The organism is Lactobacillus sp. PSON (assembly GCF_052615405.1).
In genome coordinates, this window is record NZ_JBQXFW010000005.1 from 133277 (window position 1) to 153309 (window position 20033).

The window sequence follows — 20033 nt, forward strand, 5'->3', positions numbered from 1 at the left end:
AGTGCGAATCAAAAATAATGAAGTAGCCGTTTTCGCAATCGGGGGTTTACACGAAATCGGTAAAAATATGTACTGTGTACAATACCAAGATGAAATTATCATCATGGATTGCGGTATTAAGTTCCCTGAGGATGATCTTTTAGGTATCAACTATGTCATTTCAGACTATTCTTACCTGATTAAAAATCGCAAAAAAATCAAGGCTTTAGTAGTCAGTCATGGTCATGAAGATCATATCGGCGGTATTCCGTTCTTACTAGAAAAGATTCCAGAAATCCCAGTTTATGCAACACCATTTGCTCTTTCTCTTATCAGAGGAAAACTTGATGAACATGGACTTTTGAAAACAACGGAATTACATGAAGAACATGAAGATACAGTTTTAAAGTTTAATAAATTAACTGTTAGCTTCTTCAGAACAACACACTCTATCCCTGATACGCTAGGAATTTCTGTACATACTCCATTAGGTGCTGTGATTTTTACTGGAGACTTTAAATTTGATTTAACTCCAGTTATGAATCAACCTGCGCCTGATTTTCAAAAAATGGCACAAATTGGTAAAGAAGGTGTTCTAGCCCTTCTTTCTGATTCAACTAATGCAGAAGTTTCACAATTCACCAAATCTGAAAGATTTGTTGCTAAGTCAATTCATGATATGATTACTGGAATTGATGGCAGAATTATCTTTGCAACTTTTGCTTCAAACCTTTATCGTGTATCTACTGCTCTTAAGGCAGCAATGGATACTGGCCGTAAAGTTGCTATTTTTGGTAGAAGTATGGAAAATGGTGTGCAAAATGGTATTGATTTAGGATATTTAGATATTCCTGATGGTTTAATCGTTGATGCAGATGAAATTAATCATACTCCACCTGAAAAAGCAATGATTCTCTGTACCGGTTCTCAAGGAGAACCACTTGCTGCTCTTTCTAGAATTGCAAATGGTACTCACCGTCAAATAAGCTTGCAACCAAATGATACAGTTATCTTTTCATCTAATCCAATTCCAGGTAATACATTAAGTGTTAACCACCTTATTAATAAATTAATGGAAGGTGGAGCTAATGTAATTCATGGTCGTGTAAACAATGTTCACACTTCAGGACATGGTGGTCAAGAAGAATTAAAGATGATGGTACGTTTAGTTAAGCCAAAATATATGATCCCAGTTCACGGTGAATATAGAATGCAGGTTGTTCATACCCAGCTTGCTCAAGAAGCTGGTGTTCCTAAAGAAAATACCTTTGTCTTAAGTAATGGTGAAGTTGTTTGCTTTAGTCCTGAAGGCTCAAGAATTGCTGGTCACGTTCCAGCTGGAGACATTTATGTAGATACTTCAGGAACGGCCGATGTTGGTAATGTAGTTGTACATGACCGTCAAATCCTTTCTGAAGAAGGATTAGTCGTTGCTGTAGCTACTGTCGATTACAAGCATAAGCGTGTTTTAGCAGGTCCTGATATTTTAAGTAGAGGTTTTGTTTACATGCGAGAATCTACAGATTTAATTAGCCAAGCTCAAAAACACGTATATCACGTTCTCAGAAATGAAATGGCTAAATCTGATCGACCTAAGGACAGCGACATTCGAAAAGCAATAGTTGAAAATCTTTCAGATTTCCTCTATTCCAAGACTGAAAGACGACCAATGATTTTACCAATGATTATTGAAAAGAAATAGAAAAAAGCCCTTTATGGGCTTTTTATTTTGAACATATGAGTATTAAAATCACAATATTAGTTAACAAAATTGCTGGAAATGGCAATGCAAAAATCGTCCTAAATGAAACTATCAATATTTTAAAGATAAAAAATATCTCCTATACTGTCATGGCAAGTACCTATCCGGGAGAATTAATTCCATTAGCAAAAAATTACGCCAATGAGCATCACTCTGAACAAGAATACTTATTAGTAATAGGCGGAGATGGATCATTTAACCAAGTTTTAAATGGTATAAAGAATTCTCATAATTCTAATACTCCTATTGCTTACATTCCAGCTGGGACTGGAAATGACTTTGCACGAGCCGCTAAGTTATCCTCTAATCCTCAAAAAGTAATAAATCACTTATCTACTCATCCTAAAATAGAACTAGTAGATTGCGGAAAATTTACTACCAATCATAATAATTGGCAATATTTTGTAAATAATTTTGGAATTGGTTTTGATGCTTATATAGTTCATAAAAGCAATGGTAGTCCTTTTAAAAAAATATTTAACAAAATTGGTTTAGGAAAATTAGTATATGTTTCATACCTTATCAGCGCTTTACATAATCAAGACAACTTTAAAATAAGTATTCAAACTTCTTCTAAAAAGCACCAATTTAATAATACTTACTTTGTCACTACTACTAATCATCCCTACTTTGGCGGAGGTATACCAATATTGCCTTCAGCCAATATTCATAATCATACTTTAAATGCTGTAGTTGTTGAAAAACCTTCTCTTAGAAAGTTCATCATTCTCTTCATTCATCTATTAAAAGATAGATCTCACATAAATGATCCCCATTTTCATAATATTGAAGCTAAAAAAATTCATATAACAACTTACAATCCTGAATATGGCCAGATAGACGGTGAAGATACAAAAAAACAGTCATTCCAGATTACTTTCCAGATAGACCATTTTAATATTATTCGATGAAAGCCAATTATGGCTTTTTTATTTATCCTAAATATGAGATTGCCACTTGCAATTGAGCTAGTCTAATAATTGCTTGAGCTAAGTTTTCTTTATCAACTTCAACAAAAATTTCACAATTTTCTTCATCAAATTCAAATCCAGCACCTAAAGCAATCTGAGTAGCCGTGCGATATAAGTCAGTATCAGTTTGTCCGGGATCAAGCTTAAACAAAATGTGGCTATCATCACTAACCTCATAATAGTTGCCTTTATCAATTACAAAACAGTATACAGTATCGCCATAAGCATCAATTTGAGTAGTTGCAACTTCAATCGTATCTTTATCAACTGCAACTAACTCTGTATTTTTAGAAATCCAATCTGCAATTCCTTGTTTAATATACTTTTGTGTATCATTCATTAAAATACTCCTTTAATCAAATAATTTTTGACGATTTTCATTGATAATACTATTAATTGTATCAAAATTTTGTGTAATTTCATTCCAATTATTAATAATTAAATTTTGCCGCAATTTTTTAAACTGTCTTCCAACTCTAATATTAATTGATGAAGGACTTATTGAGAGTTGCTTAATTAATAATTTAAAATAGCTTTGAATAATTGATTTTAAATCTGCATTATTCTGTAAAATACTAATAAATTTCTGCTCAAATTGTTGCTGTATTTTAAGAATCTCAGATAACTGTGCTTTATGAGTGATAACTTGTGCTTGAGTTTTAACTAAGTCAAGATTAAATTCATTTACATCATCAGCTAATTGATAATCAAAAGTCCTAAGAAACTTTTCAAAGTCTTTCAGATTTCCAATTTCTACATTTGCAAGATTTTGTTTTATATTTATCTTATCTTTTTTAGTATAAGCTGATAATTCATTAAGAAGTGCTTCAACGCTATTTTTAGTACCTGTTAAAATCGAATTTGGTGCAATAATTATATACTTATTTCTGGTATTGCATGAATATTCCATAAACTAACTTTCCTTTCTAAGAACAATTTATTTTCAAAACAAAAAAGAATGACATTTTTTGCGAAACGTCATCCTCTTAAAAATTATCCGAAAATTACATCATGAGCCTCACTTAATTTTTCTAAAGTTGGTTCATTGATTGTGTAAGCCATATCAAGATTCCGAGCGTACATTTCTAAAGAATCTTGTGCGATATAAGTTAAATTACTTATTCTTTCTAAATCGCCATAAGTCAAAACTTCAATGGCTTTATTAATTGAATTATCATTCGGATAAGGATCTTCGTTCATTATTATTTTACCTTTCTTTATTACTAGTTGTTGATATTGTATCTCAATTTTTCAAATAATAAAACAAATATGACTCATATTTACTAAAAAAGCACGATGTTTTTCATCGTACTTTTTATTATTCAAATTGATCATGTATAAACTGAACTGGTGAATTCACTTCAACTTTACCCACAATATGGCGAATTTGATGTGGAGATAGCTTATCATCATATTGAAGAAGATGAGTAATAACATTGATAATAGAATTTACATAGTTCTTTAATGCAATATTAAATAGAAAATTATGATTTTGTTTAATCTTCTTATCCGAACCATAAATCAACTTAATTCTGGTCAAAACTTCATATTCTGTAGTTTTATATATTTTTTGCAAGAAGCCAATATCACCATTTTCAGATAAAAGCGTTAATACCATTGATTTATTTACAATACAAAAGTCAATAGTAGCCTTAAAATTATTTTCAAAATCACGAATTACTTCTTCATTTGTAGCAAGATGACTCAGCCTTTTTACACCTGCTCTGTCTTCTTTCATAGCCTTTTTAAGTCCAGAAACTAATTCATTTTCTGTATCATTCAAAACTTCATTTTTATTTGAATAATAATGATAAAAAGTGCGTGAACTAATTTCTGCCTTTTTAATAACATCTCGACTATAGATTTCACGAAAGGGTTTTTCTTCCATACATTTTAGCAAGCCTTGTTGAATTCGATTTTTCGTATTAATTACCCGAATATCCACTACAACCAGTCCACCTTTTCTTACCTCTAAATACCTCCCATGTTAACATAGTAGTATATTTATATAACAGCGATTTTGAGATACTTCCTATGTATCGCCAATAATAAAATCTATGTTTACTATTTGAAAGTAAAATTTGAAAAAGAGACTCGAATAAGCTTATGCTTTATAAAATTAATTTTTAATCAATTTAATATATGAGGATACTTTATCTACTTTTTAATTCTACACCTTTCATCCCAATCATGGGGTCAATTTGACCTGAATAAATTAATTCAGGAGTCAAGATATGGTTAGATGATTCAATTTTTTGATTATTTTCAAAAGATGGTTTATTTATTGAAATCTTTAAAACTTGACGTAATTTTTCAGTTAAGTCAGTCTTTCTATCATTGCCAGGAGTATTCAATGCCGCTTGATAAGCTCGTGGATCTCCTATTAACACTAAATTTTTTTCAGCACGCGTAATAGCTGTATAAAGCAAATTTCTTTTGAGCATAACATAATTTTGCATAGTTAAATTTAAAACCACTAAAGGAAATTCTGAACCTTGTGATTTATGAATTGTGATTGCATACGCTCTAGTTAAATCATTTAAATCTTTCTTTGAAAAACTCACTTCTCGTTCATCAAAATTAGCAATTACACATTGTTTAGAGTTTTCTTCATCAATCCCTATAACTTTTCCAATTTGACCATTATAAATATCCTTTTCTGGATTATTTTGTAATTGTAAAACTCTATCACCAATTCTAAAAACTTCGTTATGGGCTACTATTTTTTTAGAATGATTTTGGGCAGGATTCATAATTTCTTGAATAATATCATTTAAATTATTTACACCACCATTGCCGTTATACATTGCACTTAATACTTGAATATCATCTTTTGCAAAGCCCTTTTTAATAGCCATCTCAACAATTTGACCAACGGCATCTCCTACTAAATCTGGTCGACAAGGAATAAAAGAATAATTTTTTGTCTTTTTAAAAATTTCTTCCTGATTATCGCCTTCATTAACACTGTGAGCCAAAGTAATTATAGTTGAATCATCACCTTGACGATGAATTTGCGTCAAAATAGTTGTTGGAAGTGCCTCAGACTTAATTAAATCGCTAAAGACATTTCCAGCTCCTACTGAGGGCAGTTGATCTTTATCCCCTACAAATACAATTCTTGCAGTATCATTGATACTTGAGATAAGCTTTTTAAACAAAAACATATCAACCATTGACATTTCATCAATAATTAGTATTTCTCCATTTAATTCATTAAGCTCTTCATCTTCATTATTGCCAATTCCAATTCCAAGCATTCTATGAATGGTTTTAGCTGCAATTCCCGTAATTTCTCCCATTCGTTTAGCAGCTCGACCAGTTGGAGCAGCAAGCAAAAATGGCGGATCATCACTATAAAGAGCTGCTGCTGGAATATTTGCCAATTTTCTTAAAGCAATTAAAATTCCATTAATAATAGTTGTTTTCCCGGTACCTGGACCTCCTGTTAAAATTGAAATTGGATTATTTAAAGCATTTTTTATGGCTGCTTTTTGAGTATCATCATACTTAATCTTTAATTCTCTTTCAGCTTCTTTTATTGCTGTTTGAATGTCTTTATCAGAATAAACTTCATTACCATTTCTTTTATTTACTAAATCTTTCATTGCCTGAGCAATATCAAGTTCAGTTTGAAAAATATTTTGTAAACTAGCCTTTTCATTTTCAACTACTATTTTACCAACATGTTGCAAATCATTGATATTATTAGCTATTGCGTCAAAACTATCAATTTTTAATAATTTATCTGCTTCAGTTAATAACTCTTCAAGTTCAACATAAGTATCACCATTATTTTGTAATTTATCTCTTAAAATTTGGAAAATTGCACCTTTAATTCGCCGAGAATCATCTTTTTGAATATCTAATTCTTTTCCAATTAAATCTGCAGACTTAAATCCATAACCATGCACTTCGGAAATTGCATTATAAGGATCTTTTTGCAATTTTTCAATGGCTTCTCCGTGATACATCTGATAAAGACGATTAGCCACAGGACGTCTAATTCCATATTGTGCAAGTTTTAAAGCTACTTCTGCATAAGAATCCATGGCAGTAACTCCTGCACGAAGGCTTTCTTTTTGTTTAATTGATAATGATAAAGTATTTATTTTATCTGGATTACTTTTTAAAATATCAAGAGCATTTAACCCTAATTCATCAATAATTGTATTAGCGCTTTTTTGTCCAATTCCAGGAAATTTATCTGAACTAAGATATTTAACTAGACTTCCTACCTCATGAGGCATAACTTGATGATAACTAGTAGCACGAAATTGTAAGCCAAACTTTTCATGCATTACTAACTGTCCTTCAAAACGGTAGCTACTAGAGTAATCTATTTCTCCAAAATTACCCGTAACTTTTATTTCCTGTTCATCATAACCATCTAATTTGCCTAAAATCTCAATATCTAAAATTTTAAACATATCCTGATTATTTTCAAAAACAATCCCATTAACTTTACCAGTAAACTCAACCATTTCTATTTTCCTTATCATTTATCATTTTCATGATTGCAGAATATTGATTTTTAGCTTGTTCAAAATATTTTGCATCTTGTTTTTTCGATAAAGTAAAAAATTTTTCTGCTTCATCACGATTTTTTTCTAATAAACAAATTCCAATTAAAAAATTAACCTTGCTATTACGCTCTTCTTCGGTAATCTGTCGATATGTTTTCTCTGCTTGTTTTACATCACCAAGGCTTAACCAAATATCTCCTAATAATTCTTTAGTACGATTATCTATTTTCTTTATAGTCATCGCATAAGCCAAGGCTTTTTGACTTTGTCCTAATTTTAAATATACTAAAGCTTTTTGATATAAAGACATATCATCATTAGGTATTTTTTCAAGAAGAGCTAGTGACTTATCAAAATCTCCTTGCATGTAATAGCATACTGCTAAGTTGTAATCTAATTCTTGGGGCTTTTTAACTAAATGTTTTGCCTCTTCTAAAAGTTTAGCGGCTTGATCGCTACTTCCTTGCTCCATTAAATACGTTGAAAGTTGCAAGTAATTTTCTGCTTTTTGCGGATTTTTATCAATTTTTTCAATTAACTGATGAATCGCGTCTTGTACTTTACCTGCATCATATAAATTTGCAATTTCTCTATCCATTATAATGAGTCCGTTTCTGATAATTTTCTACCTAAAAAGTCAGTTTCATTCCATACAATTGGTTTAAATGTTTTGCCTCCATCTAAAGTTTCTAAGATAGTTAAGCTAGTATTACTTAAGCCTCCACGCTTACGCACTTGTGCTAAAGGATATCCCAATAAACCACCCATAATTGCAGAAAGGGCTGCGCCATGACTAACTGCAAGCACTTTATCATCTTCATTTGGAAATCTCTTTGCCATTTCTTGAGCAAAATCTTTTCCTCTTGCCATTACATGGGGATAATCTTCTCCATGCAATTCAGTTGGATCATATAAGTCTGGATGATGCCAAAAATTATTAATTTGTTCAGGGAACTTTTCTTCAACTTCTGAGAACTTCATCCCTTCCATATCTCCCAAATTAAATTCTCTCAACCTTTCATCAATTACCACAGGTAAATTAGCGTTCATTGCAGTATCAATTCCTTGAGCCGTATTAAATGCTCGATTCAAAGGACTAGCAAAAATCCCGCGAAATTGTGTTCCTTTAAGGTGTTTTCCCAACTTTTTTATATCTTCTAAACTTTGTTTTAAAAGTGGTGAATCACCATGACCACCTTGAAAACGACTCTCTAAGTTCCATTCAGTTTTTCCATGACGAACAAAATATATTTGCATTTTTTAACCCCCTAAGTTAACAATATAAAAAGTTATTACACTTAGTGTATCATTTTCAACGCAAAAGAAAAAAGAGTTGAAAAATCAACTCTTTTTTATCAGTATAAGTTAAACTAATTGTAATTGCTTTTCGCCTTGGAAAGCTGCATCAATGTTTCCTCCGCCTAAGCATTCTTCACCATTGTAAAGAACTAAGGCTTGTCCTGGTGTAACTGCACGTGCAGGCTCATCAAAGAAAACATCAGCGGTATTATCAGCAGCATGATACTTTACAGTTACACCAACATCTGCTTGACGATAGCGGAACTTAGCTGTGCAATGAAATTCCACGTCATGGTCAGGAGCTCCTGTAAAGAATGACATACCGCTTGCTTTTAATTCAGTTGCATACAAAAGCTTGCTATCATAGCCTTGCTCAACTATTAATTCATTCTTATTTAAGTCCTTACCTACTACAAACCATGGGTCAGTTGATTCCTTAGTTGAACCAAGTCCTAATCCTTGTCTTTGACCGATAGTGTAGTACATAAGTCCAGCATGTTCACCTACAACTTTGCCAGTAGGGGTTATCATCTTACCAGACTTTGCTGGTAAAAACTCACTCAAGAATTTCTTAAAGTTTCTTTCACCAATAAAGCAAATTCCAGTTGAATCCTTCTTAGTAGCTGTAGCAAGTCCAGCTGCCTTTGCAATTTCACGAACTTGTGGCTTAGTTAAATTAGCAAGTGGAAAAATTACTTTATCAATTTGGTCTTGATCTAATTGGCTCAAGAAGTAAGTTTGATCCTTATTACCATCTTTTGGACGCATCATGTGAGTTACACCATTAGCATCTTTTACTGTCTTAGCATAGTGACCCATAGCAATATAATCAGCATCAAGATTCATTGCAAATTCAAGGAAAGACTTGAATTTAATTTCACTATTGCACATTACATCAGGATTTGGAGTTCTTCCTTTTTTGTATTCATCCAAGAAATACTCAAAAACACGATGCCAGTATTCCTTTTCAAAATTAATTGAATAATATGGAATACCAATTTTATCAGCGACCTTTTTTACATCATCGTAGTCTTCAGTGGCGGTACAAACACCAGAATCATCGGTATCATCCCAATTCTTCATAAAAACTCCGACAACATCATAGCCTTGTTGTTTAAGTAACAATGCTGACACACTAGAGTCAACTCCGCCACTCATTCCAACAACAACTCTGATTTTACTATTGTCTACCATTTAATCAATCCTTTACTGCAAGCAAAATATTACGCTCCTCAAGATCTTTTAAAATATAATCTAAAAGCTCAACAGTTGGCGCCAATTGCTTGTTCTTAAATATATTTACCTTTTGCAAACCATTCCGATCAGTAATAACCATTGTTAAACGATTTAAATCCTTATTAATAGTCATTTTAAGTTTGGTTGGTGCATTGTAAGGAGAATCGTTATACAAGGGATGTTCATAATTATAGTTTCCCTTATTAGTTTTCACAAAGCCTGCATCAATCAAAGCATAAAGTTTAATATCAGGATTTAAAGTAAATTTACGGTTATCACCATTAATCACAACTTTGTTTGCCATAGTATTCCTCGCTTACTAATAATAAGCCACTTTCTTTTTGAAAGCAACCCTTTTGTTTTAAATTACTTAATTGATTTCTTCAACATACTCACTAATTAATTTAGCAGCTTTTGCTCCAACTTTTTTTACAAAAGTATCGAAATCTTCATCTGCATTCTCATCACCATTATCACTAATTGCGCGCATCGCAATTAACGGTTTATTGAAATGATAAGCAACTTGCGCAAAAGCAGCTCCTTCCATTTCAACTCCAAGTGCATTTGCAAAGTTCTTTTTGATTTCTTCTTTTTGCTTTTCTGAAGCGATAAATGAGTCTCCAGTGACTATTAAGCCTTCTTTATAGTCAATTCCTTTTTGCTTTAAATAAGTCTTGAATTTATCACGAGCATCACTATCTAATTTAAACTCAGCTGGCTCTTGTGGAATTTGACCTTCAACATAGTTTCCAGCTGCAGTATTATGAGCATCATGGTAAGTAAAACTTGTTGGTAAAATCAAATCTTCCTTATGAATATTCTTATCCATTGATCCAGCAGAACCTGTCATAAAGATTAAATCAATATCTACATTACTTAACAAACTAGATAAGTTCATTGCAGCTTGAACTTTTCCAATTCCACTCAAACCTAGGTAAATATCATTACCATTAACAGAAAAATGTTCAAACTCAGTTGAGCCGAACATTTCCTTGGTTTCAGAGTGGAAATTATCACGATAATATGCTGCCTCAATTTCCATTGGGACAATAATTGCAATTTTCATAATTTCCCTCAATTCTTTTATAAATGAAATAATGCTAATAGAACTAAAATAATTAAAACAATTAATACTACAATCGTCTGATTTAATCTTTTTTTGAGTTTTAGTCCTTTTTCATTTTGAATTTGTTTTTTATCAAAAGTAAAGTTAGTAGTTGGCTCGTCAGCCTTACCATTACCTTCTAAACTTCGACGTTTCGGTGTTGCCGATTCTTCTTTTTTATTAGCATTATCATTAAGATTAAAATCAGAGTCTGGATCATCAATAAAAGCACTTTTAATTCTATCAAAAATACTTGCACGAGATTGTCGCTGTTTTTTTCGATAATCAGATCTTTTTTCAGTCATTATTTTCCTTTGTACTACCAGTAAGAAGCATATTTTCCCAAACTGATATTGCATACAGGGTTTTAGCGTCTACTATCTTACCTTCAGCAGTTAATTTTTTTAATTCTTCTAAACTATACCAACTAGAAGTTAAAAATTCATCAGAATCCAATTCTCTTTTATCTTCTAACTTAGTTAAAGTATCACAATAGAATAGATACATTTTTTCATCGGTAAAGCCAGGGGTAGAATAAAATTCTATAATTTTCTCCCAATACTCTGCTCGATATCCACCTTCTTCATTCAGCTCTCGCTTCATGGCATCTAAGGGGCTTGCATCAGTTGAATCAATCAATCCCGCTGGAATTTCTAAAGTTAATTGCTTAATTGGTTCACGCCATTGTTTAACAAGAAGCATTTTATTTTCATGATTAATAGCAATTACAGCAGCTGCTGGTTGATGCTTCACTACTTCACGAGTTGCAGTTTCACCATTAGGCAACTTGATAGTTCTAACAGATAAATCAACAATTCTGCCCTTAAATATCTGCTTCGAAGAAATTTCAGTTTCTTTTAAATCCATTTAGATCCTTTCTTGTGATTACGCCAAATAGACATTCACACATTGTAGGCCATTTTTCCCCTGTGCAAGTTGGTACTTAACTCTTTGACCAACTTCAAGGTTTTTATAACCATCTTCTTTTATAGCAGTATAAAATACAAAATATGATTTATGATTTAAATCATCATCAATAAAACCATAACTGCCATCGAACTGTTTTACAGTACCTAAACGCATTAGTTCTCAAATCCTTCTTGAACTGCTTCTGGATAATCCTTTTCCACAATTTCTGCACAACGTGCACAAAGTTCTGGAAGCTTTGGATCAGCACCGATATCTGTTTTAATCATGCGACAACGTGGACATACTTCGCCTTCTGCTCTTTCAACAACAATTGAAGCATTATTGAATTTTTCAGCATTTTCTGGAGCATCCCCATCAGCAATTGTTAATTTAGAAACAATTAAAATCTGTCTAAAGTCTGCATTAAGATCTTCAAGCATCTTCTTAGTTTCTTTATCCGGATAAATAGTTACAGCTGCTTCAAATGACTTACCAATAAGTTTATTGTTTCTAGCATCTTCTAATGCCTTTAAAACATCATCACGCAAGTTCATGAATTTTGCCCAGTTTTCAAGAAGTTCTTCACGATTTAAGTGAGTTTCAACTTCTGGCATATTAGTAAGTTGAACGTATTCTTCATCTTCTTTTAAGAAGCCCCAGATTTCTTCCATTGTATGTGGCAAAATTGGTGTTAAAATCTTAGCAAGTTTTACAGCTGCATCATAGATTACAGTTTGCATTGAACGACGAGCATGACTATCTTTTGATTCAATGTATAATACATCTTTAGCAAAGTCTAAGTAAAATGCTGATAAGTCATTTGAAATGAACTTAAAGATATTCTTATAAACTGTGTTAAAGTCGTATTCATTATATGCAGCTAAACTTTCCTTAATAACATCATTAAGCTTAACTTCCATATATTGATCAACTGATCTTAAATCATCATAAGCTACACGATTTTCTTTAGGATCAAAGTCACTAGTGTTTGCAAGCATGTAACGGAAAGTATTTCTAATCTTACGGTAACTTTCAGAAGCTTGACGCAAAATGTCGTATGAAACTGCTACATCTGATGTCGCATCAGCTTGTGCAACCCAAAGACGAATAATTTCAGCACCCATCTTCTTGATAACATCATTTGGTGAAATGACATTTCCAAGTGACTTACTCATCTTGTGACCCTTATCATCAAGTACAAATCCTTGTGATAAAACTTGCTTATAAGGTGCTAAACCAGTAGTAGCAACAGAAGTAATCAAACTTGAGTTGAACCAACCACGATATTGGTCACTACCTTCTAAGTAAAGGTCAGCTGGGAAGTTAAGACCATTACGCTTCTTCATTACACCTGCCCATGATGTTCCTGAGTCAAACCAAACATCTAAAATGTCAGTTTCCTTCTTAAATTCACCATGTGGTGAGTGCTCTGAAGTAAAGCCTTCTGGAAGTAATTCTTTAGCACTGTGAGTGTACCAAGCATTAGAACCTTCTTTTTCAAAGATTTGTGCAACGTGTTCAATAGTTTCTGGAGTAACAATTGGAGTATCATCTTCTGCATAGAAAATTGGAAGTGGAACACCCCAAGCACGTTGACGAGAAATTACCCAATCACCACGATCTTTAATCATATTGTAAAGACGTGTCTTACCCCATGATGGAATGAAGTTAGCTTGTTCAATTTGATCTAAAATTTGATCGCGGAATTTAGCAATAGATGCAAACCATTGAGTAGTTGCACGGTAAATTACTGGCTTCTTAGTACGCCAGTCATGTGGGTATGAGTGAGTAAAGAAACTAAGTTTTAATAATGCGCCAGATTTTTCAAGTTTTTCACTAACTACTTTGTTAGCATCATCATAAAACATTCCCACTAAATCTGGATCAGGAATTTCTTCAGTAAAGCGTCCTTGTGCATTCATTGGACTAAATACTGGCAAGTTATAGCGTTGTGCTACATTATAGTCATCTTCACCAAATCCACTAGCAGTATGAACTAATCCAGTACCATCATCTGCAGTAACGTGCATAGCATTCATTACTAAACTATCTTGATCGTAAAGTGGATGTTTAGCAACCATACGGTCCATATCACTACCCTTAAGGTGTTGTACGACTTTATAGTCTTCCCAACCCAAAGCTTCAGCAACCGCATCTAAACGAGTAGTTCCAACAACATAACGCTTACCATTTACTTCAACTACTGAGTAATCAAATTGTGGATTTACAGTAATACCTTGGTTTGAAGGGATAGTCCAAGGAGTAGTTGTCCAAATTACAAAGTAGGTATCTTTTTCATCTAAAATTCCTTTACCGTCCTTAACTGGGAAAGCAATGTAGATTGAAGGAGATTTTACATCATGATATTCAACTTCAGCTTCGGCAAGGGTTGATTCACTTGACCATGACCAGTAAACAGGTTTTTTACCCTTATAGATATAACCTTTCTTGAACATATCACCAAATACACGAATTTCTTCAGCTTCAAATTCTGGTTGAAGAGTAATGTAAGGATGATCCCAGTCTGCCATAATACCTAGACGCTTGAAATCAGCCATTTGCTTTTCAACTTGTTCTTGAGCAAATTGACGACAAAGTTCGCGATACTTAGCTCTGTCCATTGTTTTACGGTCAATTCCCTTTTTAGCTAAAGCTTGTTCTACAGGAAGTCCGTGTGTATCCCAACCAGGAACATATGGTGCATAGTAGCCATCCATATTTTTAAAACGAACAATAATATCCTTAGAGATTTTGTTAAGAGAGTGTCCCATATGGATATTACCATTAGCAAATGGAGGACCATCATGTAAATCAAAACGAGGCTTACCTTCGTTTAATTTTAATCTTTGTTCATATAAATTGTTATCTTCCCATTGCTTTTGCCATTCAGCTTCACGAACTGGAAGATTCCCACGCATTTTAAATTTAGTTTTACCTAAATTCAAAGTATCTTTGATTTTCATTCAATAATTTCCTTTCTCAATATAAAAAACCTCGTCCTGTATTAGGACGAGGCTAACCGTGGTACCACCTAAATTGAGTTAAAAACTCCACTTATGACTGCGTATCATGTAGTCAAACGCTTAGACAAATATTAACAGCTGATCAACTATTGAACATTTTTGCTAATCTTTCACCAACACTAGCTCGCTGAGTCGTCCTTTAGTTTTACTGTCAGTCTAAAAATTATAATTTTTTATGATTGTCCGGAAAGACTATAGTTGTACCAGTATGCTTTTTAGGCTTTGGCTTTTCAACATTAACTGTCTCTTGATTTGGACTATCCCCTACCATTGGATGAGGAGTATTTTCATCATCTTGAGGGTCTTGGTATGAGTTTACGTCATGAATGGGTAAATTGTCAACCTGAACATCATCAAAATCTTCATCATCTTCATCAAGTTCAGCCTCAGAATCAGTTACTGGAATAGGTTCTGACCCATCAACAGGATAAAAACGATCTGTTCCAAAATATTTATCTAATTCATGTTGCCAATTTTCATCATTCAAGCTATCAATTTGTTTTTGCAACAAATCTTGAATATGATTACGAAATTCACCAACTTGCTGTTTCAAACGCTGATAATCACTATTTAAAACTTCTTGTTGCTGTTTTTCATATTTTGTATCAACATTCGCTTGATCTTGTGCATTATTTAATAATTCACTTGCTTCTTTTTGAGCATCTGCTTTTATTTTTTGAGCAGCTTCTTGTGCAGAAATGATTGACTGATTAAGATCTGATTTTTTTCGATCATATTCTTCAGCTTTTGCTTTATAATCTTTCAATCTTTCTTTCGTAATAGTTAACTCATTATTCAAATCTGCATTTTTGTCTAAAGCATTGCCGTAGTCTTCTACAATTTGATCTAAAAACGAATCAACTTCATAACGATCATATCCACGACGTCCACGTCTAGTAAACTCCTTTTTATTAATCTCTATTGGAGTTAATTTTTTGTCCGCCAAAGTTTAAGCACCACCTTATATTTGCCTTTTCTTGTAGACGAGATATCTGTAATTTCGACTCTACCAAAATGCCGCAAACTCAAAATATCTCTTACTTTTATAATTATATTAGAATCTTGAATATCATGCCAATTTAATTTAGCTTGTTTATTCTCAATTAACTTTTTGACTTGAGTTCGACTTTGCCTACTAATACCTGCTAAAACACTATCAATTCTCAAAGAAGCAACAATTTCTGTTTTTTGTATTGAAGTATCTTCAGGAATTAAGACTTCTTTAAAAGGAATTTCACGTAACTTTACTTGAACTCTCCCTATTCGGTCAATTTGTTCCAAAAAGAAACTTTCTAGTTCATTTTTTACGAAAAATTGCCAATTTCCTTTGCCATCAGTGATAATATCACCAAAAGTATCTGTTTCCACGCCTGAATTAGCAAGTGCCCCTAAAATTGAGCCATGCCTTAATTTAGCAAATTTCATTGGATATTCAATTTTTATAGGAGTTATTTGATAATCATTAGGACGTAAATTTTCCCAATCTAAACTCAAATATACTCTCTTTTTTTCTGCGTTTTTATAGCCGCCATATTCTTGAACTAATGCATCATTACCCACAATTGTCTTAAGAATTTCCCGCTTGCCTGGGTCTAAAAAATCCGTTAAAATTGCTTCTTGCTTGAAAATTAACTGATTAAAAAGACCAACAAATTTATCAATTGTTGGCCTTTCTTCTTGTTCAAAATGTGGATAAAAGCTACTTGCCTGTCTACGCTCCATTAGGCAAACAATCTAAATAAAATATTGAAAATCCATTTTAAAACATAATCTTGGACAATATAAAGGACCAATAAAGCAATAATTGGAGAAAAGTCAATCCCGGTTGAATATGCTAAACGTGCAAGCGGTCCTTTTCTAAATAAATCCAAATATGGATTAACAATTTTATTTAGCCATTCCCCAACTACCGAATTATTCAGTATTGGTACCCAGCTAAGAATAGCATTAATTACAATGAATAAGCTATATAACCAAAAAATCCATTGGATAATCTTATATAAACTAAGTAGTATGCTTATCATTAACTTAAATTATCTTTCTTATCTACTAAATCACTTATTTTACCATCTGTAGCAAATTTTGGTGGAGTTGCCAAAAATATCTTATCACCAATACGTTGAATCTCTCCATTTAAGGCATAAACAGTTCCTGTAATGAAATCAACAATTCTTTTAGCGGAACTATCTTCCATTCTACTAAAATTGATGATAACAGCTTTATTATTAAGCAAGTTTTGTGCTACTTCCTTAGCATCCGAAAAGACACGTGGTTCATATAAAACAATTTTGCTTTTAGCTGCCTTGATTCCTGATTTTATAGAAACAATGTTGTCGCGATTGATTGTATTGAGCGGAATTTCATTATGTTCTTCTGCTTCACGATTATCAGTATATTCTTCGTCCAGTATGTCACTTTCATCATCTGAAATTCCGAAGAATCTACCAAGTTTATCAAAAGCCATGTTCCTTACCTCCTACTAGTTCTCACCACGATGCTTAAAGAATGGTATATCTTCTGTATCATCATCGCTTTGAGCACTAGTTTCAATTTGTGAAATGCTATTTTGTTCATCATCATTGTATGAATCAAAATTATCATCTTTTTGTTGTGAATCTGGTTGTGCCTGTCTTCTTTGAGATTGATCAGTATTGTTTAAACCCCAAACACTAGTTGGATCAACCATTGTTTCTTGCTTATGTGAAGGTTGTGAATCTGAATCTTTTTGTGAAGAAGTTGGATTTACACTATCTGCACCTACAACTGGATGAGTTTCTGGCTTTTTAACTTCTGGTCTAGCTGGTTGAGCCTTAACTTGATGACTTCTTCCAGGAAGTTGTTTTGAAGCAGCTTCTTCAGCAGCAGAATCAATACCTGTTGCAATTACAGTAACTACTACTTCATCTCCTAAATTAGGATTAATTGATGTACCAAAGATAATATTGACATCATCACCTGCAGCTTTTGAAACAATTTCTGAAGCATCTTGTGCTTCAAATAAAGTTAAATCAGGTCCACCTGTAATATTCAACAGAACTTGTTTTGCACCATCAATTGAAACTTCAAGAAGTGGGGATGAGATAGCAAGCTTAGTTGCCTCCACAGTTCTATTTTCACCGCTTGCACGGCCAATACCCATTAAAGCAGCGCCTTGATTTTCCATAACAGTCTTAACATCAGCAAAGTCCAAGTTTACATAGTCAGTAGAAGTAATCAAGTCAGAAATACCTTGCACACCTTGTTTCAAGACATTGTCTGCTTCCTTGAAAGCATCCATCATTGGAGTCTTCTTATCTACCATTTCAAGCAAACGATTATTTGCAATAATAACTAATGTATCAACATATTGCTTTAATTGAGTAATACCTTCTGCAGCATTCTTTGAACGCTTAGGACCTTCAAAACTGAAAGGACGTGTAACTACTCCAACAGTTAAAGCACCGGTTTCACGAGCAATTTTTGCTACTACTGGAGCAGCACCAGTTCCAGTACCACCACCCATACCAGCAGTAATAAAAATCATATCTGCACCTTTTAGTGCATCTTCGATAGTTTGTTCACTTTCTTCGGCAGCTTTTTGACCGACTTCAGGATGTGAACCGGCGCCAAGACCACGAGTTAACTTTGGTCCAAGTTGAATCTTATTTTCAGCTTTATTGCTATTCAATGCCTGTACATCGGTATTTGCCGCAATAAATGAAACGCCTTGTACACCATCGTCAATCATTCGATTGACAGCATTGCCGCCGGCGCCACCTACACCAATAACTTTAATGACAGCATTTTTATTGTCATCTGAATCGAACGTAAAATCCATGTAATTAACCACCTTTAATCAAAGAATTTCTTAAAGAAACTCTTGATGCCCTTTGTATTATTTTGATTATTGCTTTCTTTTTTATCTTCTGAAGCTTCATCGCTTTCAGACATATTATGTCTATTATAATCTTCTTTTGCCTTAGTTTCACTAGTAGAAGGCTTAGTTTTTGAAATCTTTGGCTTTTCTTGTGCAATCTCTTCACGCTTGACAGCAACATCATTGCCATAAATTGCATTTACAACCAAATAATCGATGTCTGACATCTTATCAGCATAATTAACAATTCCGTATGCAGCTGCATAAATCGGATTACGCATTCCCATTTGGTCTGGTTGATAGATGCGTGCTTTCAAGCCTAGTTTATTTGCAACTAAACCATCAATTCCTTGCAAAAGACTGCTTCCACCAGTTATAACAATACCACCGGGTAATTTCAAAGCTTCGTTTTTAGCTAAACCTTTACCCACGCGGTTTATTGTTTGAACTAAACGCGCATTAATAATCTCACTCAGGTAAACTTCGCTGACCATTTGTTGTCCATTAGAACCAACACTATTCACAGCAAATTTATCTTGTTCAGAAGCTAAACTCGGATCAGCAAAACCATAATCTAGCTTAATTTGTTCAGCGTCTTTTTTAGAAGTGCTTAAAACTACAGAAATATCATTAGTAATATCACTGCCACCTTCTAAATCAATATTTGCATATTTAATTTGTCCTTCATGAATAACAGTAGCAGTAGTATCTCCACCACCTAAGTCCAAAATAATTGAACCAAATGTGCGCTCCCCTTCATCTAAAGCTACACTCGCAATTGCAAGTGGGGTTGGAATAAAGAAGCTATTGCTATAACCAGCTCTTTCAATAGCTTTTTTAATATTATGAAGAGAACCCGATGGTGCCGTCAATAATATACCATGTACGGAAAGCGAATGTGCAATCATCTTGCGCGGATCATCTACGTCAGTTTTACCATCAATCATAAATCTACTTGGCAAAAATGAGATAGGTTCTCGCCCGTCTTTAACAGCCGACTTAACAGCTGCTTGCAATACCCTTTTAACATCTTCATCGCCAACTTCTTGACCGCCTTCACCTACATTAGTAAGTCCAGTAGCAGTCTCAAGTTGAAGCATTCCAACTGGAATCCCTGTAACAACACTATAAATTGTCGCATTAGTTTTTTCTGCAACTTCTTTTAATGCTCGCCTAATTGCGGCAGCAGTTTGATCAATATCTACAATTTTACCATGCCGCATCCCTGTATTTGGGGTAGTAACTGCTCCAATTACTTTTCCAGAATCAGAAACTACGGCTTTTATAGTTGTGGTACCGATATCAAGTCCCACTAAAAGATTTAAATTATCCAAAATTTAGCCCCCATTATTATCCGCCATGAAAAA

Annotated in this window: 22 protein-coding genes; 2 read left to right on the plus strand and 20 right to left on the minus strand. The window is 33.4% G+C overall.

All coding sequences use genetic code 11. The features are described from left to right. Position 1: 1 nt before the first annotated feature. On the plus strand, positions 2-1681 hold the full coding sequence (gene rnjA / locus ACTHPI_RS04570; RefSeq protein ID WP_445352997.1) for a ribonuclease J1: 1680 nt from the start codon (positions 2-4) through the stop codon (positions 1679-1681). Positions 1682-1716: 35 nt separating this feature from the next. Further along, a complete protein-coding gene (locus tag ACTHPI_RS04575; RefSeq protein WP_445352998.1) occupies positions 1717-2652 on the plus strand; it encodes a diacylglycerol/lipid kinase family protein in 936 nt (311 codons plus the stop codon). Positions 2653-2674: 22 nt separating this feature from the next. Here the strand turns inward: ACTHPI_RS04575 and ACTHPI_RS04580 are convergent, their stop codons facing one another. The 20 genes from ACTHPI_RS04580 to ftsA all read right to left on the minus strand — a co-directional run bounded on the left by ACTHPI_RS04580 (position 2675) and on the right by ftsA (position 20000). Next, a complete protein-coding gene (locus ACTHPI_RS04580) occupies positions 2675-3052 on the minus strand; it encodes a DUF1828 domain-containing protein (RefSeq protein WP_445352999.1) in 378 nt (125 codons plus the stop codon). A 12-nt stretch (positions 3053-3064) separates the two neighbouring features. After that, a complete protein-coding gene (locus tag ACTHPI_RS04585; RefSeq protein ID WP_445353000.1) occupies positions 3065-3622 on the minus strand; it encodes a hypothetical protein in 558 nt (185 codons plus the stop codon). 83 nt (positions 3623-3705) lie between these two features. Further along, entirely contained in the window at positions 3706-3912 is a 207-nt protein-coding gene (locus ACTHPI_RS04590) for a hypothetical protein (protein ID WP_445353001.1), read from the minus strand. Between the two features lie 118 nt (positions 3913-4030). Further along, positions 4031-4657 carry a TetR/AcrR family transcriptional regulator gene (locus ACTHPI_RS04595; RefSeq protein ID WP_445353002.1) on the minus strand — a complete coding sequence of 209 codons (627 nt, stop codon included), beginning with the start codon at positions 4655-4657 and terminating at the stop codon, positions 4031-4033. Positions 4658-4865: 208 nt separating this feature from the next. Then, positions 4866-7196, minus strand: coding sequence for an SF1B family DNA helicase RecD2 (gene recD2 / locus ACTHPI_RS04600; RefSeq protein WP_445353003.1), 2331 nt, complete (start codon positions 7194-7196; stop codon positions 4866-4868). Continuing rightward, complete coding sequence (locus ACTHPI_RS04605) at positions 7189-7836, minus strand: tetratricopeptide repeat protein (RefSeq protein WP_445353004.1); 648 nt, start codon at positions 7834-7836, stop codon at positions 7189-7191. The genes recD2 and ACTHPI_RS04605 overlap by 8 nt, the downstream gene beginning before the upstream one ends. Beyond that, complete coding sequence (locus ACTHPI_RS04610) at positions 7836-8495, minus strand: histidine phosphatase family protein (protein WP_445353005.1); 660 nt, start codon at positions 8493-8495, stop codon at positions 7836-7838. Before ACTHPI_RS04610 ends, ACTHPI_RS04605 begins: the two co-directional genes overlap by 1 nt. A 108-nt stretch (positions 8496-8603) precedes the next feature. After that, on the minus strand, positions 8604-9731 hold the full coding sequence (gene mnmA / locus ACTHPI_RS04615) for a tRNA 2-thiouridine(34) synthase MnmA (protein WP_445353006.1): 1128 nt from the start codon (positions 9729-9731) through the stop codon (positions 8604-8606). A gap of 4 nt (positions 9732-9735) precedes the next feature. After that, positions 9736-10077, minus strand: a complete 342-nt coding sequence (locus ACTHPI_RS04620; protein ID WP_445353007.1) for a DUF1831 domain-containing protein — start codon at positions 10075-10077, stop codon at positions 9736-9738. Between the two features lie 66 nt (positions 10078-10143). Then, positions 10144-10839 (minus strand): 5'-methylthioadenosine/adenosylhomocysteine nucleosidase, encoded by a 696-nt coding sequence (locus tag ACTHPI_RS04625; protein WP_445353008.1) that lies wholly within the window; start codon positions 10837-10839, stop codon positions 10144-10146. Positions 10840-10856: 17 nt separating this feature from the next. Further along, the gene (locus ACTHPI_RS04630; protein WP_445353009.1) at positions 10857-11183 is read right to left on the minus strand and encodes a hypothetical protein; all 327 of its coding nucleotides are present in this window, start codon (positions 11181-11183) and stop codon (positions 10857-10859) included. Next, positions 11176-11745 (minus strand): NUDIX hydrolase, encoded by a 570-nt coding sequence (locus ACTHPI_RS04635; RefSeq protein WP_445353010.1) that lies wholly within the window; start codon positions 11743-11745, stop codon positions 11176-11178. The genes ACTHPI_RS04630 and ACTHPI_RS04635 overlap by 8 nt, the downstream gene beginning before the upstream one ends. A gap of 18 nt (positions 11746-11763) precedes the next feature. Further along, positions 11764-11961, minus strand: coding sequence for a cold-shock protein (locus tag ACTHPI_RS04640; RefSeq protein ID WP_445353011.1), 198 nt, complete (start codon positions 11959-11961; stop codon positions 11764-11766). Next, positions 11961-14750 (minus strand): isoleucine--tRNA ligase, encoded by a 2790-nt coding sequence (ileS, locus tag ACTHPI_RS04645; protein ID WP_445353012.1) that lies wholly within the window; start codon positions 14748-14750, stop codon positions 11961-11963. Before ileS ends, ACTHPI_RS04640 begins: the two co-directional genes overlap by 1 nt. 223 nt (positions 14751-14973) lie before the next feature. After that, positions 14974-15756, minus strand: a complete 783-nt coding sequence (locus tag ACTHPI_RS04650; protein WP_445353013.1) for a DivIVA domain-containing protein — start codon at positions 15754-15756, stop codon at positions 14974-14976. Further along, positions 15738-16532, minus strand: a complete 795-nt coding sequence (locus tag ACTHPI_RS04655) for a YlmH family RNA-binding protein (RefSeq protein WP_445353014.1) — start codon at positions 16530-16532, stop codon at positions 15738-15740. Before ACTHPI_RS04655 ends, ACTHPI_RS04650 begins: the two co-directional genes overlap by 19 nt. Next, positions 16532-16834 carry a YggT family protein gene (locus ACTHPI_RS04660; RefSeq protein ID WP_445353015.1) on the minus strand — a complete coding sequence of 101 codons (303 nt, stop codon included), beginning with the start codon at positions 16832-16834 and terminating at the stop codon, positions 16532-16534. Before ACTHPI_RS04660 ends, ACTHPI_RS04655 begins: the two co-directional genes overlap by 1 nt. Continuing rightward, a complete protein-coding gene (locus ACTHPI_RS04665; protein ID WP_445353016.1) occupies positions 16834-17274 on the minus strand; it encodes a cell division protein SepF in 441 nt (146 codons plus the stop codon). The genes ACTHPI_RS04660 and ACTHPI_RS04665 overlap by 1 nt, the downstream gene beginning before the upstream one ends. 15 nt (positions 17275-17289) lie before the next feature. After that, the gene (gene ftsZ / locus ACTHPI_RS04670; RefSeq protein ID WP_445353017.1) at positions 17290-18627 is read right to left on the minus strand and encodes a cell division protein FtsZ; all 1338 of its coding nucleotides are present in this window, start codon (positions 18625-18627) and stop codon (positions 17290-17292) included. A gap of 14 nt (positions 18628-18641) precedes the next feature. Beyond that, entirely contained in the window at positions 18642-20000 is a 1359-nt protein-coding gene (gene ftsA, locus ACTHPI_RS04675) for a cell division protein FtsA (protein ID WP_445353018.1), read from the minus strand. Positions 20001-20033 lie beyond the last annotated feature (33 nt).